Source organism: Xenorhabdus miraniensis (assembly GCF_002632615.1).
Genome location: NZ_NITZ01000025.1, coordinates 1 through 18,456, shown reverse-complemented (window position 1 = coordinate 18,456; position 18,456 = coordinate 1). Strand labels below are relative to the sequence as shown.

Annotated in this window: 15 protein-coding genes and 5 pseudogenes; 10 read left to right on the top strand and 10 right to left on the bottom strand. The window is 39.7% G+C overall.

Annotated elements, in window-relative coordinates; genetic code table 11:
- Positions 1-202: 202 nt before the first annotated feature.
- A pseudogene (locus Xmir_RS18665) lies at positions 203-604 on the top strand (YidB family protein); the annotation flags it as partial.
- A 60-nt stretch (positions 605-664) separates the two neighbouring features.
- Here the strand turns inward: Xmir_RS18665 and metE are convergent.
- On the bottom strand, positions 665-2,950 hold the full coding sequence (gene metE / locus Xmir_RS18660; RefSeq protein ID WP_099115621.1) for a 5-methyltetrahydropteroyltriglutamate--homocysteine S-methyltransferase: 2,286 nt from the start codon (positions 2,948-2,950) through the stop codon (positions 665-667).
- A 109-nt stretch (positions 2,951-3,059) separates the two neighbouring features.
- Here metE and metR point away from each other — a divergent pair, with 109 nt between their 5' ends.
- A complete protein-coding gene (gene metR / locus Xmir_RS18655; protein ID WP_145956928.1) occupies positions 3,060-4,016 on the top strand; it encodes an HTH-type transcriptional regulator MetR in 957 nt (318 codons plus the stop codon).
- On the opposite strand, the gene Xmir_RS18650 is transcribed toward metR, so the two are convergent.
- The gene (locus tag Xmir_RS18650; protein WP_099115620.1) at positions 3,901-4,800 is read right to left on the bottom strand and encodes a carboxylate/amino acid/amine transporter; all 900 of its coding nucleotides are present in this window, start codon (positions 4,798-4,800) and stop codon (positions 3,901-3,903) included. The genes metR and Xmir_RS18650 overlap by 116 nt on opposite strands.
- 23 nt (positions 4,801-4,823) lie before the next feature.
- Complete coding sequence (locus Xmir_RS18645) at positions 4,824-6,473, bottom strand: Na+/H+ antiporter (protein ID WP_099115619.1); 1,650 nt, start codon at positions 6,471-6,473, stop codon at positions 4,824-4,826.
- Between the two features lie 859 nt (positions 6,474-7,332).
- Here Xmir_RS18645 and Xmir_RS18635 point away from each other — a divergent pair.
- The gene (locus tag Xmir_RS18635; protein ID WP_099115617.1) at positions 7,333-9,783 is read left to right on the top strand and encodes a penicillin acylase family protein; all 2,451 of its coding nucleotides are present in this window, start codon (positions 7,333-7,335) and stop codon (positions 9,781-9,783) included.
- A 119-nt stretch (positions 9,784-9,902) separates the two neighbouring features.
- On the opposite strand, the gene Xmir_RS18630 is transcribed toward Xmir_RS18635, so the two are convergent.
- Positions 9,903-11,249, bottom strand: coding sequence for an NCS2 family permease (locus Xmir_RS18630; protein WP_099115616.1), 1,347 nt, complete (start codon positions 11,247-11,249; stop codon positions 9,903-9,905).
- On the opposite strand from Xmir_RS18630, the gene Xmir_RS25780 reads away from it, so the two are divergent.
- From Xmir_RS25780 to Xmir_RS18620, 3 genes are all read left to right on the top strand, one after another.
- Positions 11,248-11,424, top strand: a complete 177-nt coding sequence (locus Xmir_RS25780) for a hypothetical protein (RefSeq protein WP_167386011.1) — start codon at positions 11,248-11,250, stop codon at positions 11,422-11,424. The two genes, Xmir_RS18630 and Xmir_RS25780, sit on opposite strands and share 2 nt — an antisense overlap.
- Positions 11,425-11,930: 506 nt before the next feature.
- The gene (locus Xmir_RS25775) at positions 11,931-12,098 is read left to right on the top strand and encodes a hypothetical protein (protein ID WP_167386010.1); all 168 of its coding nucleotides are present in this window, start codon (positions 11,931-11,933) and stop codon (positions 12,096-12,098) included.
- Between the two features lie 4 nt (positions 12,099-12,102).
- Complete coding sequence (locus Xmir_RS18620) at positions 12,103-12,429, top strand: hypothetical protein (RefSeq protein WP_099115614.1); 327 nt, start codon at positions 12,103-12,105, stop codon at positions 12,427-12,429.
- Between the two features lie 2 nt (positions 12,430-12,431).
- Here Xmir_RS18620 and Xmir_RS18615 read toward each other — a convergent pair whose 3' ends face one another.
- On the bottom strand, positions 12,432-13,226 hold the full coding sequence (locus Xmir_RS18615; protein WP_244170983.1) for a DUF4225 domain-containing protein: 795 nt from the start codon (positions 13,224-13,226) through the stop codon (positions 12,432-12,434).
- A gap of 2 nt (positions 13,227-13,228) precedes the next feature.
- Positions 13,229-13,708, bottom strand: coding sequence for an Hcp family type VI secretion system effector (locus Xmir_RS18610; protein ID WP_099115613.1), 480 nt, complete (start codon positions 13,706-13,708; stop codon positions 13,229-13,231).
- A gap of 259 nt (positions 13,709-13,967) precedes the next feature.
- Here Xmir_RS18610 and Xmir_RS18605 point away from each other — a divergent pair.
- Together Xmir_RS18605 and Xmir_RS18600 are read left to right on the top strand one after the other, a co-directional pair.
- Positions 13,968-14,237, top strand: a pseudogene (locus Xmir_RS18605) (ISKra4 family transposase); the annotation flags it as partial.
- Between the two features lie 283 nt (positions 14,238-14,520).
- Positions 14,521-14,814 (top strand): annotated as a pseudogene (locus Xmir_RS18600) (IS1 family transposase); the annotation flags it as partial.
- Between the two features lie 342 nt (positions 14,815-15,156).
- Here the strand turns inward: Xmir_RS18600 and Xmir_RS18590 are convergent.
- From Xmir_RS18590 to Xmir_RS18575, 4 genes and pseudogenes are all read right to left on the bottom strand, one after another.
- The gene (locus Xmir_RS18590; protein ID WP_145956927.1) at positions 15,157-15,663 is read right to left on the bottom strand and encodes a hypothetical protein; all 507 of its coding nucleotides are present in this window, start codon (positions 15,661-15,663) and stop codon (positions 15,157-15,159) included.
- Positions 15,664-15,902: 239 nt separating this feature from the next.
- Positions 15,903-16,247: a hypothetical protein gene (locus tag Xmir_RS18585; RefSeq protein ID WP_145956926.1), complete on the bottom strand. Its 345-nt coding sequence runs from the start codon at positions 16,245-16,247 to the stop codon at positions 15,903-15,905.
- Positions 16,244-16,438, bottom strand: coding sequence for a hypothetical protein (locus Xmir_RS18580; protein ID WP_099115608.1), 195 nt, complete (start codon positions 16,436-16,438; stop codon positions 16,244-16,246). Before Xmir_RS18580 ends, Xmir_RS18585 begins: the two co-directional genes overlap by 4 nt.
- Before the next feature lie 278 nt (positions 16,439-16,716).
- Positions 16,717-17,387 (bottom strand): annotated as a pseudogene (locus tag Xmir_RS18575) (IS1 family transposase); the annotation flags it as partial.
- Positions 17,388-17,528: 141 nt separating this feature from the next.
- On the opposite strand from Xmir_RS18575, the pseudogene Xmir_RS29480 reads away from it, so the two are divergent.
- Together Xmir_RS29480 and Xmir_RS18565 are read left to right on the top strand one after the other, a co-directional pair.
- A pseudogene (locus Xmir_RS29480) lies at positions 17,529-17,651 on the top strand (replication initiation protein); the annotation flags it as partial.
- A 144-nt stretch (positions 17,652-17,795) separates the two neighbouring features.
- Positions 17,796-18,275: an Hcp family type VI secretion system effector gene (locus Xmir_RS18565; RefSeq protein ID WP_099115607.1), complete on the top strand. Its 480-nt coding sequence runs from the start codon at positions 17,796-17,798 to the stop codon at positions 18,273-18,275.
- The last annotated feature ends 181 nt before the right edge of the window (positions 18,276-18,456 follow it).

Below are 18,456 nucleotides of genomic sequence, written 5' to 3'. Positions count from 1 at the left end.
TAAAAATGAGATTAGTGTAAGAAAAACGCTTAATGCTCAAATCCTCTTTTCCCCATATAAGATGAATTTGAAATATTGTGCTACTGTAATAATTAAATCTGTCACTCATCTTTATTTCATAACATTTCTACTACTTTATTCCTGTAAATGTACCTAGCTAAGTGTTTTATCTGGTCAAGCAGATAAAACCTCAACAAAGGGGAGTGTTACGATGGGCTTTTTCGATCAAATCGCTAATATGCTGAGTGGTGGTAAAAACCAGCAACTACAGCATATGATGGACTGGGTTGAAGGTCAGGGAGGAATAAGTGGGTTAATTGATAAGTTTTCCCAGCAAGGTCTGGATGGGACGATTCATTCATGGATTGGTTCAGGCGAAAATTTACCTGTTCATGACGATCAAATTTCTTCTATTTTTGGTTCTTCAACAATCCAACAGTTGGCAGATAAAATCGGGATAGATCCCAATGAAGCCTCTTCTTTACTCTCCCAACATTTGCCAAATCTCATTGATAAAGTCACACCAAACGGTGAAGTGCCGGAAAATCTGGATTTGAAATCGGCTGGTATGAGTTTATTGAAAAACAAACTCCTTGGGAAATAATCTCTTAAACCCGCCACATTACATCCTCTGTGGCGGGCATTTTCAATTTATCTCTTAATTTTAAAGATAATCATTCACTGAAGCACGCAGGCGTTTTGCGGCTTCTACCATGTTCGCCAATGATTGTCTGGTTTCTGTCCAACCACGGGTTTTCAAACCACAATCCGGGTTTACCCACAAACGTTCAACAGGGATACGGTCAGCCGCTTTACGCAGTAGTGCTTCAATCCATTCAACACTTGGCACGTTTGGTGAGTGAATATCATATACACCAGGCCCAATTTCATTCGGATATGAGAAATCTTCGAATGAATCCAACAACTCCATATCTGAGCGAGAAGTTTCAATGGTGATCACGTCCGCATCAAGTGCAGCAATAGACGGCATGATGTCATTGAACTCGCAGTAACACATATGAGTGTGGATTTGGGTGTCATCTTCCGCAACGGCTGCACTCAGCTTGAAGGCATCCACCGCCCATTCCAGATATGCCTGCCATTCTTCTCTGCGCAGTGGCAACCCTTCACGCAATGCAGGCTCATCAATCTGAATGATACCAATGCCTGCTTTTTGTAAATCATCAACTTCATCACGCAGAGCCAGCGCTATCTGTTTAGCGATAGTTTCCCGGCTGACATCTTCCCTTGGGAATGACCAACAGAGAATTGTCACCGGCCCTGTTAACATCCCTTTCACAGGTTTATCAGTCAAGGATTGTGCATAAGTCACCCAATCTACAGTAATGGCTTCTGGGCGGCTGATATCGCCGATAATCACTGGTGGTTTTACACAACGGGAACCGTAGCTTTGCACCCAACCATTTTGCGTGAAGACATAACCATCAAAGTGTTCACCGAAATATTCCACCATGTCGTTACGTTCAGCTTCCCCATGCACCAGCACATCCAGCCCCAAACGTTCCTGTTCCTGAATCGCCTGCTTAATATGTTCACTGATATTAGTGCGGTAATGCGTACTATCCACCCGGCCCTTTTTGAAATCGAGACGCAAGCCACGAATTTCCGTTGTCTGCGGGAATGAACCGATGGTTGTTGTTGGCCACAGCGGTAAGTTATAACGTTGACGCTGAAGCTTGGCACGTTCAGGATATGCCTGATAGCGTTCACTATCTTGCGGCTTGATCGCAGCGATACGCTCAGTAACCGCTGGATTATTTACCCTTGTAGAGCTACGGCGGGCACGAATTGGTGCGCTATAAGCATCCAGTTCAGCCTGCTTACTGCCTTCTGGTGCATTCAATGCTTGTGACAACAAAGAAAGCTCCGCACATTTCTGCAATGCAAAGGCAAACCAGCTTTTCACTTCTTCGTCTAACCCTGTTTCATCATTCAGGTCAATCGGGCTATGCAGCAATGAACAGGAAGTGCCAATCCACACATTTCTCTTACTGACCAATGGTGCAACAAGCTGATATTTCTCACTCAAATCTGCGCGCCAAACATTGCGGCCATTAATGACACCTAATGAAAGCAACCAATTATCCGGCAGTGATTTATCCAAACTCTCAAGAGAATCCTGTCCTGCCACTAAATCAACATGCAGCCCCTGCACTGGCAGTGATTTGATTGTCTCCAAGTTATGACCGATGCTATCGAAATAGGTCGTCAGCAGTAATTTCACCTGCCCTTCAAGAGCCTGATAAGCCGTTGAGAATGCCGAGAGCCATTCTTCTGGCAGTTCCAGCACTAACGCTGGTTCATCAATCTGTACCCACTCAATGCCACGTTTTGCCAGTTCTGTCAGCACTTGTTGGTATATCGGTAAGATATCTGCCAGTAAAGATAAGCGATCAAAAGCCTTGCCCTTCACTTTACCAAGCCATAAATAAGTCACCGGTCCCAACAGGATAGGTTTTATTTTATGTCCCAACGCCAGAGCTTCATCCACTTCATCCAGCAACTGGTTCCAGCCTAGTTTGAATTCCTGCCCTTCCTGAAATTCAGGCACGATATAGTGATAATTTGTGTTGAACCATTTGGTCATTTCCGAAGCTGCTACTGGTGTGCCTGTCGGTGCCCGGCCACGAGCAATACGGAACAAGGTATCCAGATCAATATTTCCACTTTCGTTTCGATGACGTGGTGGAACATTGCCCAATAACAAGCTAGTGGTCAATACTTGGTCATACCAGGCAAAATCACCAACGGGGACTAAATCAACGCCCGCTTCTTTTTGTTGTTGCCAATGACGGGCGCGTAATTCACGACCTGTCTCCAGCAATTCCTGTTGGGAAATCTTGCCTGCCCAATAATTTTCTTGCGCCTTTTTCAGCTCTCTTTTCAAGCCAATACGTGGAAAACCTAAAGTATGATTCAAAACCGTCATGTTATCACCCGTGAAATTTTTAGCCGTCTAGATGTTTACACTTCTATAATCAACATGTAGTGTATAAACCACAAGCGCAATTTATTCATTATCAACTTGAAGGTTTTTCATGATCGAAATAAAACATCTCAAAACACTACAAGCACTGAACCATTGTGGATCGTTGGCGGCGGCTGCAAATTATCTTCATCAGACGCAATCTGCCCTTTCTCATCAATTCAGTGAATTAGAGCATCGGCTGGGATTTAAGCTATTCATTCGTAAAAGCCAGCCTCTGCGGTTAACGCCCCAGGGAGAAATATTATTAAGACTGGCGGAACAAGTATTGCCCTTGATTACGGCTTCCCTGCGTGAATGTAATGAACCAGAAGAGACAAATCTACGCATTGCCATTGAATGCCATAGTTGTATTCAATGGCTGACACCCGCACTTAAGCGTTTTCGTGAAAGCTGGCCACAAGTTAACGTGGATTTTGAATCCGGTGTAACGTTTGATCCTCAGCCTGCTCTGCAAAAGAGAGAATTGGATATCGTTCTGACATCAGACATCATTGCGGACAGTAATCTGCACTACACTCCACTGTTTGATTATGAAGTAAAACTGGTGATCGCGCCGGATCATCCTCTGGCAAATAAACAAGATATCCATCCGCAAGATCTTGCTTCTGAGCTCCTATTGATTTATCCCGTTCAGCGGCAACGGTTTGATATCTGGCGGCGTTTTCTCGAACCTGCGGATGTCACTCCGACATTGAAAGCTGTTGATAATACGCTATTGCTGATCCAAATGGTGGCGGCCCGTTTGGGTATTGCTGCATTACCACATTGGGCAGTGGAAACATTCGAAAGGCAGGGGTTGGTTGTGACCCAAACGTTAGGGGAAGGGTTATGGAGCAGATTGTACGCTGCCAACCGGGAAGGAGAACAGCGTCAACCTGCCATTGATACGTTTATTCGTTCTGCTCGCCAACACGCGGTGGACAATTTGCCTTTTGTGAAACGGGTTTCAGTATCCAGCGGTGATGCACCCAAAGCGATGCAACAATCAGGCTGCCTCCAATGGTAAAACTCAGCCAATCAGGATGCTGCTGCCAAATTGCAAAATTGACCAACAACCCGGCCGGAACCAGCATATTGTTCATAATTGCCAGTGTTCCGGCATCCACTTGGGTTGCGCCATAGTTCCACATGAAGTAACCAATGCCTGATGCACCAATTCCCAGCCAAATCAGGACGCCCCACTGTATCTGAGTTGTCGGTAACTTTTGCGGATCACCAAACATCAGCCAGCCGATGATGGCAACAACACAAGCGCCCAGATAGAACCATGAAAACGCCACTCGCTGTGGAATTGGATGGACCTCCATCAAACGCTTATACCCAACCTGCCCCATCGCAAAGAAAATATTCGCCAATTGCACCAGTACCAAACCAACCCAAAAAGATTCACTCAATCGGTCATAACGAATAATCGCTGCGCCAGCCACAGCCAGCAAAGAACTCAGCGCATACCCCCAACGCAGCCGCTGGCGTCCCATCAAATCATAAATCAATGTGACATAAAGCGGCGTCATGATGGTAAACAGCAAAAACTCCGCAACAGTCAGGTAGTGATAGGCATGAAACACAAATAAGTACATCACACCAAGCTGACAAGCACCGACGGCCATATACAGTGAAATAACTTTCAATGATAGACCACGCCAGCGCAAAAATGGCAAAAACACCATTGCCGCCAGCACTACCCTGACAAGAACTGAAAACCAGCTATCAACCTGACCAGCGAGATAGACACCGATCAGGCTAAATGAAGCGGCCCACAAAAAGGTTGTGATTGTTAACAGCCACATAATTTATTCGTCTTTACCTACCCTTATTGATCTTTCCCCACTAAAAGCGCTTCGAGCAAATCCAGATCATGCAGCAGCGATTGTAGTGTTTCATTACTAATCTTACGGGTTGCACGCAAATGGTACAGTTCTCCTCGCTCAGCCCTTAATGCCGTTAAGCGGAAACGACGTTCCAGCTCTTCAACCATCAAATTGTGTTCGATTTCATCCGTACCCGCAGTACGACGCCGCAAATAACCGATAACCCGGGAAGCGATTTCACTAATGTCTTCTGCATCCAGTTTCTCTTCCGTACTGGCAGATAAACGTTCTTCCATCTTATTCATACTGACAATCGCAACTTCAGCCATTGCTGCTTTTGCCATTCTGATTTCATTGAGATCCGCCAATTTATCACCCACTTTCATGCCACGAAGCAACAAAGGTAAAGCGATAACCCCCATAAACAGGGAGAGCAGAATCACACCCGCTGAAATGAAAACCAACTGATAACGAGCCGGGAACGGATCACCATCCGGTAAAAAGAGAGGAATAGACAACGCACCCGCCAGTGTAATTGCACCGCGAACACCGGCAAACGAAGCCAACCACAATTCACGGGTTGTGTAAGAAGCAAACTCCAGCGGTTTCTTCTTCATTAATACTCTGCTGCTATTTTTCATCAGCCACAACCAAGCAAACCGCAGTAATACCAACGCTACGTAAATGATACCTACGGCAGAGAACAGCATCCACGTTTCAACTTGCGGATCAAGTTCAGCCTGAGCGACAGAGGTTTCCCAAATACCCGGTAATTGCAGCCCCAGCATGATGAATACAAGGCCATTGAAGACGAAGGCCAGCATTCCCCATACGCTATCAGCACGCAGACGCATATCCAGTGGTGCATTACGGATCACCCCTGCTTTACTGATCGTCATACCCGCAGCCACTGCTGCCAGAATACCGGATACACCGATATGTTCAGCAATCATGTAGGAAGCGAATGGCAACAACATCATGAACATGATTTGAGTTGCAGGATCATCACCACTCCAGCGACTCATCAGTCGGAGAGATTTACTATATATCAATGTGACAGCAATACCGGAAGCCAATCCACCAAGCGCAACTAAGAAAAACTTCATCGTTGCACCAGTGACGGTAAAGGCCATCGTTCCCATGGCAATTGCCACAGCAAATTTCAGAGCCACCAGACCAGAAGCATCATTCATCAATGCTTCGCCTTCCAGTATGCTCATCATATTCTTAGGAATACGCCCTTTTCCAACAATTGATGATAATGCAACCGCATCAGTAGGTGATAATACTGCCGCCAGTGCAAAAGCAGCAATAAGTGAGATACTCGGCAGTAACCAGTGAATTAAATAGCCAATACCGGCAACTGTCACTAATACCAATACTAAAACTAAAATAACAATTTCACGTCCATGCTGGAAAAACTCTCTGGTCGGTGTTTTCCAACCATCAACAAACAACAAAGGAGGGATAAGTAAAACGAGGAATAATTCTGGATCGAAAGTAACGTGTAAACCAAAATGAGGCCAGGCGAGCAGTGCTCCCATTGCTATTTGCACTATAGGCAAGGGGACACGGAACGGAATCATTTTAGTAAGAACACCAGAAACTGACACCACCAAAATCAATATCAAGATAGTAAAGAATATTTCCATGTTACCCTTACAAATTGCCAAAAATCCGTCGGTGAAAAGATTGTGACTGTTTTTTACTTTTAATAACAGCGCTAATAAGCATAAATATTGCAGTTATTCAAGAAAATCAAAAAACAATCACATTATGAATCAATGACCAACAAGTCATTTGTTCATTTTATACTTATCGGCAAGAGTTTGGTGAAAAATTAGCACATTTTGAAATGTGTCCGGTAGTAAAGAAGCACCTTCAAGCTTCCAGGAGAACCCTCAATTATTTTATTAATGTTTCAACTTATTTTGAAAATTCGACAACAAACCTCCATGCAGATGCCTCCATCTCTTCCTGAGTTTCTGGAGCAGGCTCACCATTATTTCTTCTTAAATTCAATAAGAGCTAGATATTTTTAACACAATGAAAATTGATTAGTAACAATAGTTAGTTTAATAAAGTAAATTTAATTCCATACCTGAATTTGATTTTAACAAAAAAACAACAACCACTTTTTAAATTAAAATATACAAAACAATCAAAAAACGCTAATAACTAATAGACCCAGTTTAATTAAAAACGATTCGGTACTATATCAGCATTTAATTTTTATTTTATCAGTTATCAAAGAAATATAAAAAGGGAGCTATAAAATGCGCTATCCCGAAAATATGATTTTTTTATCTGAAGCCCCAAATAACCATTACTTTCAATATCAAATTAATCTAATGGAGAAAAATAATAGTGTTTTTGTACTAAGGATAAGCGTTTTATTCCTAATCACTCAGAAACCTCACGTAAAGCATGTCGGTCAGATTTATTCAAAGCCACTACAACCACGAAAGAAAATTATTGACTGAATATTAATAATTGTTGAGGAAAAGTAACATGATATTTGAAACGATAAAAATAAAAACCTGCCTTAAAGTGTTTACTTTGATTGTACTCTCAAGCTTATTAAGTGCCTGCCTTCATCATGTCCCCACGAAGCAGGCTAATCGTCATTTGGATACCTATGCAGAAATACGCCGTACCAGTTTCGGGGTTCCGCATATTAAAGCAAAAAATTGGGTTGGATTGGGTTATGGCTATGGTTATGTCCAGACACAAGACAATCTTTGTACTATGGCAGATTCCTTTCTGACTTACCGTGGTGAACGTTCCCGATATTTTGGGGGACAAGCCACACTGGTTTATGAGGGATTAACGGATAGAGTGAAAAATTTAGATTCTGATTTTTATCACCGCCATATTCTTTCAGAAGATATGCTGGAACGCATGATTCAGGCCCAGCCTGAAAAAATCAAACAGCTTGTTGCCGGTTTCACTGCCGGTTATAACCGATACCTTCACGAATTACCTCTCCACCCGACCGTTCATCAGGCTTGTCGTAATAAGGACTGGATTCAGCCAATCAGTGAGCAGGATATTTATCGACGCATGTATGCCATCGGTTTTGCAAAGGGATATACCCGTATGTTGACCAATATTGTCAACGCCCAACCTCCTGCCGCATTACCAGCTACGGACATTTCAGATTCAGAATCCACCATGTCGATAGCTTCATTTCATTTGGACAGCTTAGTGAGTGAAGGCATCGGCAGTAATATCTATGGATTTGGCACACAAGCCACCAATTCAGACTCTCCGCTGTTATTTGGTAACCCGCATTGGTATTGGTTTAGCCCAGATCGTTTTTATCAGGCTCAGCTTACAATCCCCGGAGAAATCAATGTCAGTGGTGTGGCGTTTTTAGGTATCCCCCTCATCCAAATTGGCTTTAACGAGAATATTGCGTGGAGCCACACCGTCTCGACAGCCGCTCGCATGGGTTTTTACGAACTCAGTTTGGCGCCTGATGATCCATCAAGTTACCTCCGTGATGGCAAGATAATAAAAATGCAAGCCAATACCATTACAGTTCAGGTTAAGCAAGATTCTGGCACGTTGACCCCTATTACCCGTACCTTGTATAAATCAGAATACGGCCCGCTGGTGAACATTCCCCCATTACGTTGGGATACAAAAAAAGCATTTGCGATCCGCGATATCAATCAAGAAAATTTTCGCTTATGGCGGAACTGGCTGCGCTGGGGCCAAACCCGTTCTCTTGAAGAATTCGTTGCCATTCAACAGCAAGAAGCTTCTATGCCTTGGGTGAATACCGTAGCCGTTGGACGTGACAGCGATAAAGCCTGGTATGCAGATATAGGAGTTGTGCCCAATGTTTCCCCTGAGCAGGAGAAAATCTGTACTACTGAGTCACGCCAAGCCTTGGCTAATCAATTATCGCCTGCTATCCCATTTTTTGACGGTTCGCGCAGCTTCTGCGATTGGCAAAGTGATCCCGATTCAGCTCAGGCAGGTGCCATAGGCCCGGCACGAATGCCCAGTTTGATGCGCACTGATTATGTCGCCAACATGAACGACAGTTATTGGCTTACCAATCCCCAATCACCATTGACTGGCTACCCTGTTATCTTTGGCCCTGATAGTAATGAACCTGTCAGTATGCGTACGCGTTTAGGCCATATCATGATACAAGAACATTTGAAAGGCCGGGATCAATCTCCGGGGAAATACATCAACCATGACGTACTCCAGAAAATGGTATTGGACAGCCGTGTTCTGACCGCTGAACTGTTCAAATCCGAACTGTTAGAGAGAGTCTGTCATTCACCGTTGATCGATGTAAAACATGATGCTTTGAATGACACAACCTATTCTTCACCACAACGCGTTGATGTAACTCAAGCCTGCCATATCCTGAAGGCTTGGGATAATAGTGGTAATCTCACCGCGCGGGGTGCTCATATCTGGGATGGTGTTTGGAACCGGCTATTGAATTTACCGGATCATGTTTTATTTGCCATTCCCTTTAACAAAAATGACCCATTAAATACGCCGCGTAAATTACATGCTGATATCACTGAAACACTCCGACAAGCTCTGGGAGCCACCGTGCTGGATCTAAATCACCGTGGGTTAGCCCTGAATGCCCAACGGGGTGACTATTTATATTTATCACGAGAAAAGCATCGTATTCCTTTATATGGTGGCTGTAGTGAAATTGGCTATTTCACTATCGCCTGTATAAAAAATATCGGTGGAGAAAAGACCAAGATTGTTGGCAATAGTTACTTACAGCTTATTAGCTTCCCACATAATAAAGTGGAGGCTTATACTTTATTATTAACCTCATTGTCAGATGATCCTGCTTCCCCTCACTATAACGATGCCACTCGCTCGTATAAGGCGAAGCAATGGTTACGCCTGCCATTTAAAGAATCAGAGATTATCGCAGATCCAAATTATCAACGTTTGATTTTGACAGATTAAAAAGGTATTTCGTGAAAGTGTTTTTGTGAAGAAACATGTCGTTGTGATTGAAAGGGATGAAGTATCTCCGCTTCATCCCTCTCTCAGTTAGGCTAAATAACCCCAGTTCGTAGAACCAACTAGATAGCCCAGTTTCCGGCATAAAATATCACTAATACGATGGTAAGAATAACCGTGCCAATATTCAGCTTACGCCATTCACCAGAAAAAAGACGCCCAACAACCAGTACACTAAAGCCAAGCATAATTCCTGTCACAATATTGCAAGTCAGCACGATAAACACCGCACACAACAAGCCTGACATCGCATCAATAGAATCATCAAAGTTCAGCTTCCGCACATTACTCAGCATCAGTAACCCGACATACATCAAAGCAGGAGCTGTCGCATAGGCAGGAACCAAATACGATAACGGAGACAGGAATAAAATCAGCAGGAACAAAATACCCACAACGGAAGCAGTTAAACCCGTTTTCCCGCCTGCCGCCGTTCCCGCAGCAGATTCGATATAAACTGAGGCAGGAGAGGAACCAACTACACCGGCAAAGATACTGCTGACAGAATCAGCGGTCAATGCCTTACCACCACTGATAATCTGGCCGCCCTTGTCCAATAAATTCGCCTGCCCGGCTACAGCCCGGATCGTTCCTGTCGCATCAAATATCGCAGTCATTATTAACGCCAGAACGCTCGGTAACACCACAGGCTGTAAGGCGCCCATTATATCCATACTAAACATCAGGGATAAACCATCTTCCCCCAACGTAGGAAATTTAAAAAACCCTTGATATCTTACGGCAGGATCAAAAATCAAACCGATAATTGAAATTGCAATAATCATCAGCAAAATACCACCGGGAACTTTTTTTCGCTCCAGAGCAATAATACCCGCTAACCCCAATAACGTCATCAGCACAGGAAAAGCCGTCAATGATCCGAACGCAACGGGTAAACCTGCATGTGGATTCTTAATTACCAGCCCAACCCCATTTGCTGCAATCAACAACAGAAATAGCCCGATACCAATACCTGCCCCATGCGCAATTCCCATCGGTATATTGCGCAAAATCCATGCACGTATCCCTGTCACTGAAATGATCGTAAACAAACATCCCATCAGGAAAACAGCTCCCAGCGCCACAGGAACACTCACCTGTTGGCCTAATACCAAGCTGAACGCAGTAAATGCAGTCAACGAAATTGCACAGCCAACCGCCATCGGCAAATTAACCCACAACCCCATCAATAATGAACCAAAGGCCGTCACCAAACAGACAGAAATAAATACGGCAGTATGGGGAAATCCGGCTTGTCCAAGCATACCCGGTACTACAATAACGGAATACACCATCGCCAAAAATGTTGTTAATCCAGCGAGAATTTCCTGACGTACCGTCGATCCGCGTTCAGTAATCTTAAAATACTTATCGAGTTTGCATTGAGTTGGTGCCTGCGTACCAGACATGTTTTTCCCCTGCTTTCTGTTGACTATTTCGCTAAAAACCTATCACTCTCTCTCTACCTTGCCTTACGGAACGCCAACGAAAACGATTACGTTACTGGATAAAAAAATCCGTGCTGTACTCATCAGTTCAGCCATTCGCTTGCGCAATCGTTTGGCTTTTAAGGCAAAAAAATAGTGAGAAAATTTGAGGCGAATGATTATCCAGTGAATCGGGGATAAGAATCAAGCGATAATCATAAATTTTGTGGTGGAACTTCTGTTTGTTTGTACAGTTTTTTTTATTCATCTAATTCGAGATTAGGTATTTTTATTGATAGAATAAATAGGTGACAAAAAGACCATCCTATTTATCAATCTAACAACTTAATTTTTGTATAAATTTTTTACCTAGTAACTTTTTACCTTGAGTGACTGATTTTCAATGCAATTGCCACACCATTAACTTTATCTGCTAACAGCTTATTATAGTCATGTATTCAACGCGTTGAATACATGACCAATGAACTTATTGGAAAGTGGAAAGCATTCTGTTGGGGGTATAATACCGAAGTACACCGCCATCGCTTGATTGTTATCAGCAAAAATGATCTGCTATAAAAGACATTAGATTTGGATGTAATCACAGGCAAATTTACTGAGAGCATAAAATCTATGGTTGCCCTCGTTTTTGCAGGAAACATCGTGGCTGTACTTGTGGTAATCGCATTGAGCGTAAAATTATTCTTTGGTTCTGCGCTTGATAATAATTATAATGCTGTTGCTGCTACTTATCAAAAAGTTAAGCAGCTAGAAGAGAAATTAAATTTAATTACAAATGATTATGAAAAGTTTAAGGAAAATAGGGAGTGAAGAAATGAATAGTGAAAAAATAGAAGAATTAATGGAAAAAAGTGGCTTTACTTTTAAAGATATAAAGTTATTAAAGTCCATAAATAAAAAAAACAACACTACATTACTAAATGAATTAATTGAATTGGAAAGAAGATTTTACAGGTCTCTATTTGCATTGTTGTTTGTTTTTTTTGTGGCTGCTTGTATTTTTTTAATAGCCGGTAAAATGAATTTAATTGGTTTTTTTATATCACTTGTGCTTACAATTCCATTAGCACTGTATATAACAGCTTTCAAGTTATCATATAAGTCGTTTATTTTTATGAAAAAATATAAACGACTTATATAGTTTTATTTTTTGCTATTCTGTGGGTCGTTATATGAGTCATAGGTGGATTTTATCGTCATCCCATCTACTGTCATTTCAAACATCAGAGAATAACCGCCCATATTTTTATATCCAATTATAAAATCTTCATTTATATAATTGAATAATCTCCATGCGTCAGGTTTTAATACATTTCGGAACAACCCATATCCAGATAGTGCAATATCTACTCCACCATAAACTAGATTTCCTGTTTTTTTATCTGATCCGAAAAATTCAAAAGTTTTTTCATATCCTATTCTTAAATAACCTTTATATTCGGCATCATTATTTAATAATGACATAAAATTTTCTTCTATGTTACCAAAGCCATGAACTACAAGGGATGCGCCTGCAACAGCACCAACAACAGTAACGCTTGTTGTAGTCAACATGGTATATCCCAAAATAACTTGAAAGACACCAGCAACTAAACCGACTCCTTTTAATACATAACTAACAACATCGTTCTCTTTTTTTAGTTCTATAATGGCATATTTTTCAATTTGATTGTATCTCAATATTTTTTCTTGATTGCATAAGTATTCTTTTTCTTTTTTTAATTCTTGTATTGATTTTAATTTAGAGGATTCCGGAGATGATTTGCTTATTATTATCCCTATATGATAATTAGTGAATTTTTTTATTTCCTCTTGAAATTTATATTTAACAAAAGGACTATTAATAAATCTTGACGCAGATAAAGCACTCTCATTCACACTTTTGGCAGATAATGCTCCCATTGCAGAGAAATAATCATTATTTCTATTTATGTACATGATTAATATACCCTATCATCCCAGATGCTATAACCACTAGTACCAGCTAAGTGATGTTGCCATGTTATACTTTTGTATTTAAATGAGACGCTCTCTAATGGTTGTGCATCATTATGAGTTGATGAGTTAGGGCAAATAATATCAATGTTGCAAATTGTTGCACCTGTGACTTTTGTAGAGAAATAAAGAGATAATCCACCGTTGCTATCTGTTCTATACATATTAAATATACATTCTAATTCTTCATTATCTGATATTGCTACTCCTAGTAATGGAGTTGACTTATCTATTGGATTTTTTATGTTAATAGGGAAGTGATTTACATTTTGTTCTCTGGATAAAGAGGAGTTTAATTCGTAAATATATATTTCATTTTCATGACCATTTTGATAAAGATTTCCAATGGAGTCTTCTGATGAACACCCAGAAGATAATAACCCTTGTTTTTTACCTTTAATTGTCAAATAAATAATGTTAGACATCTTATTTTATCCTTAACGTTTTTAATTCAATAGTAAAAATACAAAAAAACAAATTATTTTTCCAATGATATTTGTTGTTTTTCAAATAAAGTTTAATTCACTTTGATTTAGTTAATCTCTGGTGTTTTATATTAAAATTATTGAATATTCAAACAGTTATATGCATAATTAAAATGAATTTAATTTTGCAAATTTCAATTAAATAAAAAGAATGTAATATTATTATTTAACAAATAAATCACCCTAGGAGGACAGCATCATACAACTCACGATCCAAATAGCAATGGTCGATAAATCAGGGAATAGCCATACCGAGAAATTATTCACGATAGAAAAAATACCGACTCTCCCAATGACATTGGACTCTTCCTGTCTGAATCTATAATTGCTTTTGAACGCTATCCAGCAATCCGTGATCCAGAGACAGGTGGCTGGATATCTGAATGAACAGCGTGCTTATCCTTGCTGTCAGCGAAACCGCCAGATAAAAGAAATACAGAAAATCCAGTATCGGACATTATTTGGCATAACACATGGGGTTCGATATTTCTGATGCGTTTTATAAATCCGCATCAGAAGGCGATATTTTTCAAAGAAACGTCATTGAAGAATTGCATTAGCTGGTGTTTTATAGCGATAATCGTCACAGGCTTCATCCGTGGTTTTGATATTAGTTTGGCGACGATTATCAGATCATAAATGAAGCCTTTTTACTATCTAAAATAGGCGGTTATTGCTTAAGACCCTGTATATGATTTGCCTATAGGAGATGCAGAAAAAGAATACAGAGTTCAAGCGGTGGAAGCGGCAGTATAGCAATGCAACAGTTTGGAAGGCGGAACAAGAAAACACTTAAAAAGCTTCTGAAAAAACTATCGCGATTCCATGTTGCTTTTTGGTGTACAGATAAGTTTAAAGCTTACAATATGTTGCCTAAAAATAAACACCTCGTCGGGAAAAGTTTCACGCAACGTATCGAACGTGAAAATCTTACACTTCGTAACAGAATTAAACGATTGAACCATAAAATACTCGACTACTCAAAATTCCCTGAGATGCATGACAAATTTATCGGGACTTTTATTGAAAGAGAATACTATATTTAAGGCAGATCAACGGATTGAATGCGTGACAAAATAATGATATAATTCTTAATTGGATGGATATATAATGACAGAACATTTTTTGACAAGGGATGTATTATGCCATTCATCGCTATTTTATTTATGATATTTGTGTTCTTTTTTATCATAACAGTGTTTGTGAATTATTTTTTCATTTTTAAAAGAAACTTTAAAAAAACAATATTAGTGTCTATAGTGATGACTATTATTGCAGTTATAAGTCATTATCTACCTATGGTTCTTTATAAATACATTTTTTAGATGAGCATATTTTATAAAGTCGCACATTTAATGTGCGACTAATGGTTATTTTATCAGTTATTTCTATTGACTAAGTTTTGGTCTAATTGTGTTTTCATAAATATCTTTTTTTACATCGAAATTAACTGATTCTGTCCATTCCCCATGAATATCATATGGAGTACCATTAGGATTCCATTCTACACCAATTAAATCCTTCATATCATATGGATCGGTAAAATTATCATACAGTTTATAGTTTATTACACCAGATACATTATACTTATCGCCTATATTTTCAGCATTAACATTTGTCAAAACCCCGCTGACTTTTGCACCACCAATAGCCCATAGTGGATCGAATATTACTTCTTTTGCTTCTTTAGTAAAATCATATGCATTATTAAAATCAACTCCTTTACCATTTTGAATTTGTGAAATAAAACGAGAATGGATGCTACCGTCTGCTTTCCCAAATGCATTTGATTTATGCATTAACTCGCGAACTCTATCATGCACACCAATTTCAGAGAGCGTAAGAGACCGGCCTGAGTCGCCTCTATAATGAGAAAACATGTCCCATCCACTCATGCCTGATCCACTCATGCTATTAGTTGTATCAAGCATTGGTTTGATTTGATTTTATTTTCATACATATGTTTATCAATATCAAAATTCACACGCTGTTTCCAGTCCCCCGAAATTCCGAATGGGGTTCCATCTGGATTCCAGTCTTTTCCAAACCAATCAAAAATATTTAGTGGATCTTTGAACTTATTATAAAAATTATAATTAACCTCACCCGATAAGTTATATTTATTCCCATTGGGTTATGCTTTGACATTACTTAAATGACCACCAACCAATGCTCCTCGCATAGTCCATAGTGGATCATTTACCTTCCCTGTTTCATTACGAAGATCATAAGAATTTATGAAATGAATTCGCTCACCATTTTGAACTTGTGAAATAAAACGAGATTGAACACTTGTATTATCCAATCTATTAAAAGCACCCGGCTTTTGTATCAAATTGCTAATTTTCTCTTGTACACCTACTTGAGAAAGTGTTACTGGTTGTCCTGTATGGCTTCTATAATGATTCATTAAACCAATAGAACTCATACTATTATCTTCTTGCGCCCTGGCAAGGGAATTTCTAAATGTACCAGTCATAGCAGCCATACGTTGTATATATATATTTTTTTAACCTGACCCATATCGTTTTTGCAATAAGCCTCTACAAAACTTTTCATGATCTTATTCATAAATCCATGTCCTTTCCCCCACGGACAATTCTTTTCTCCACACATTGTACAAACATCTTTTTCTAATAACTTTATGTAATCAATATCTTTTCCAGCCATGACTTTCCCTTGATTAATATAAATAAGTATTTTGCATCTTTATATTTTATAAAATAAAGGCGCAGTTTAATTTCGATACCAAAACGTATTTGATATACTTATTTTATTCCTATTTTTAGCTTTAATAATATCGATATTACATGTATAGTCATTGATACAATCATCGGTCACATATTCAATCCGTTGATCTGCCTTAAATATAGTATTCTCTTTCAATCATATACAGAATCTTAAGAATTAAGCCTTTCAAAACACGCATCCAATGTCTTGTTTTTAGGTCATGACTCCAAAGTGTTATAACGATGTTTTTCAATATAGGCATCAATAAGTTTTTCATGAATTTCTATCGAGCGTGAATAACAAATAGTTCTTCTTGCTAATCGTTTGATATGAATGCGTAGAGTAAGATTATGTCGCTCTATACGCTGGGTAAAAATTTTGCCCAGCAAAGGTTTTTCTGGTTCAATTTCCCGAGCATAGCTTCCCCAGTTATCGGTCGTCATAAAACGAATATTGAAAGGTACCAATAAATCAAGGCGTTTTCGGCAGGTTTCATCTTTTCGGGAACCAAATACATGGGCGATGGCTTGTTTTCTTTTAGTATCAAAAGCATACCAAAGCCAATGACGTTGTTTTTTATTCCTTACGAAAGGCCATTGTTCATCCAACTCGCAAATGAGCGTGACATCATGGTAAGCCTCCTACTTTGATGTTACCTGCTTTGGTGGGAGTTTTTTAAAGTCCGTATAACCGTGTTGATGCCGATGCCTAAAACACGACCGGTATCCCTGACACCAGAACCATTCATAGCCATATCAATCATTTTTTCTTTCATGCCGGGATTATGACCATTGTAAAGATAGTTAAGTTGAAAGGTTTTTTGGCAGTCTTTGCAGTAATAGCGCGGAAAACCCGCTTTACCTGTTCCGTGTTTACGTACTGGCGCAGTATCGGCAAACGACTGCTATCGTGGCAGTCATGATGATCCCCCTCCGAAAAAGCATAATAATATCAAATTAACGCTTTGGCGTCATGACCCAGATATCAAAGCCTAAGTTTATTGCGGTTACAGCTTCACTTCCACTAAGCCATAAAAGAATTAAATGAAAAAAGCGATTTAGTGGTATCAGTGGATATTGTAAAAAAAGGCCGAGCCGTAGTAGCTCTGCATTTTAGATCTAAAGAAGATAAACAAATAAAAATATCGACTTAAATCGCTATTTTTATTTAAAATTCACTAATGCGACTAACAAAAAGCATTTTTAATACCTATTTTTTGCTTTGAATTACTATTGTAATTTTAGCTTGTATGTTAATTTACCTTTTCCAGATCTAAAAAAACTAGGATGGTAATTTTATGTCATACATGATTTATCTAACTTTAAATGGTAAAAAGCAAGGCCTCATATCTACTGGGTGCTCAACCCCCGACTCAATAGGAAACAGATATCAGAACGGACACGAAAACCAAATACAGGTACTGAGTTTAAACCACTCAATAACTCGTCAACAAAACGTTAGTCACAGCCCTATACAATTTATTAAATCCATAGAAAAATCATCACCACTATTAGCCATGGCAATAGATTCCAACGAATCGTTAGATGGTAAATTTATTTTTTACAGTACTGGTCAAGCAGGGAATTTAAAACTTTTCTATGAAGTCAAAATCACGGAAGCCACAATTTCTGAAGTTTCTTGTGCCTATCCGAATTCTATAAATGATTTTGATGCCATGCCATATGAAAGAGTTATACTTAACTATAAATCCATCTCTTGGAATCATGTGGCAGCAGGTACATCTGCCTATAGTATATGGGAAAACAAAGTATACTAAGCAAAAACTAAGCATATATTTAGGGAACCTCTAAAAACTTTTCACAGCCACAAAATTGAGTAAAATGTAGACACAGTACATCTCTACAAGGTAGCGCCGTCATGATACCGCCTCGTTCTGCTTTAAAAAAAGACAAGCTGGCATCCGAATATCACCGTCGAAAAATCGATGAATTAGGTGA

Coding starts and splice junctions, on each gene's coding strand:
- Xmir_RS18630 (WP_099115616.1), bottom strand. CDS start 11,249: ATGTCTGGTACGCAGGCACCAACTCAATGCAAACTCGATAAGTATTTT.
- Xmir_RS18615 (WP_244170983.1), bottom strand. CDS start 13,226: ATGTACATAAATAGAAATAATGATTATTTCTCTGCAATGGGAGCATTA.
- Xmir_RS18565 (WP_099115607.1), top strand. CDS start 17,796: ATGTCATACATGATTTATCTAACTTTAAATGGTAAAAAGCAAGGCCTC.
- Xmir_RS18590 (WP_145956927.1), bottom strand. CDS start 15,663: ATGAGTGGATGGGACATGTTTTCTCATTATAGAGGCGACTCAGGCCGG.
- Xmir_RS18610 (WP_099115613.1), bottom strand. CDS start 13,708: ATGTCTAACATTATTTATTTGACAATTAAAGGTAAAAAACAAGGGTTA.
- metR (WP_145956928.1), top strand. CDS start 3,060: ATGATCGAAATAAAACATCTCAAAACACTACAAGCACTGAACCATTGT.
- Xmir_RS18650 (WP_099115620.1), bottom strand. CDS start 4,800: ATGTGGCTGTTAACAATCACAACCTTTTTGTGGGCCGCTTCATTTAGC.
- Xmir_RS18580 (WP_099115608.1), bottom strand. CDS start 16,438: ATGGCTGGAAAAGATATTGATTACATAAAGTTATTAGAAAAAGATGTT.
- metE (WP_099115621.1), bottom strand. CDS start 2,950: ATGACGGTTTTGAATCATACTTTAGGTTTTCCACGTATTGGCTTGAAA.
- Xmir_RS25780 (WP_167386011.1), top strand. CDS start 11,248: ATGTTTTTCCCCTGCTTTCTGTTGACTATTTCGCTAAAAACCTATCAC.
- Xmir_RS18645 (WP_099115619.1), bottom strand. CDS start 6,473: ATGGAAATATTCTTTACTATCTTGATATTGATTTTGGTGGTGTCAGTT.
- Xmir_RS18620 (WP_099115614.1), top strand. CDS start 12,103: ATGAATAGTGAAAAAATAGAAGAATTAATGGAAAAAAGTGGCTTTACT.
- Xmir_RS18585 (WP_145956926.1), bottom strand. CDS start 16,247: ATGACTGGTACATTTAGAAATTCCCTTGCCAGGGCGCAAGAAGATAAT.
- Xmir_RS18635 (WP_099115617.1), top strand. CDS start 7,333: ATGATATTTGAAACGATAAAAATAAAAACCTGCCTTAAAGTGTTTACT.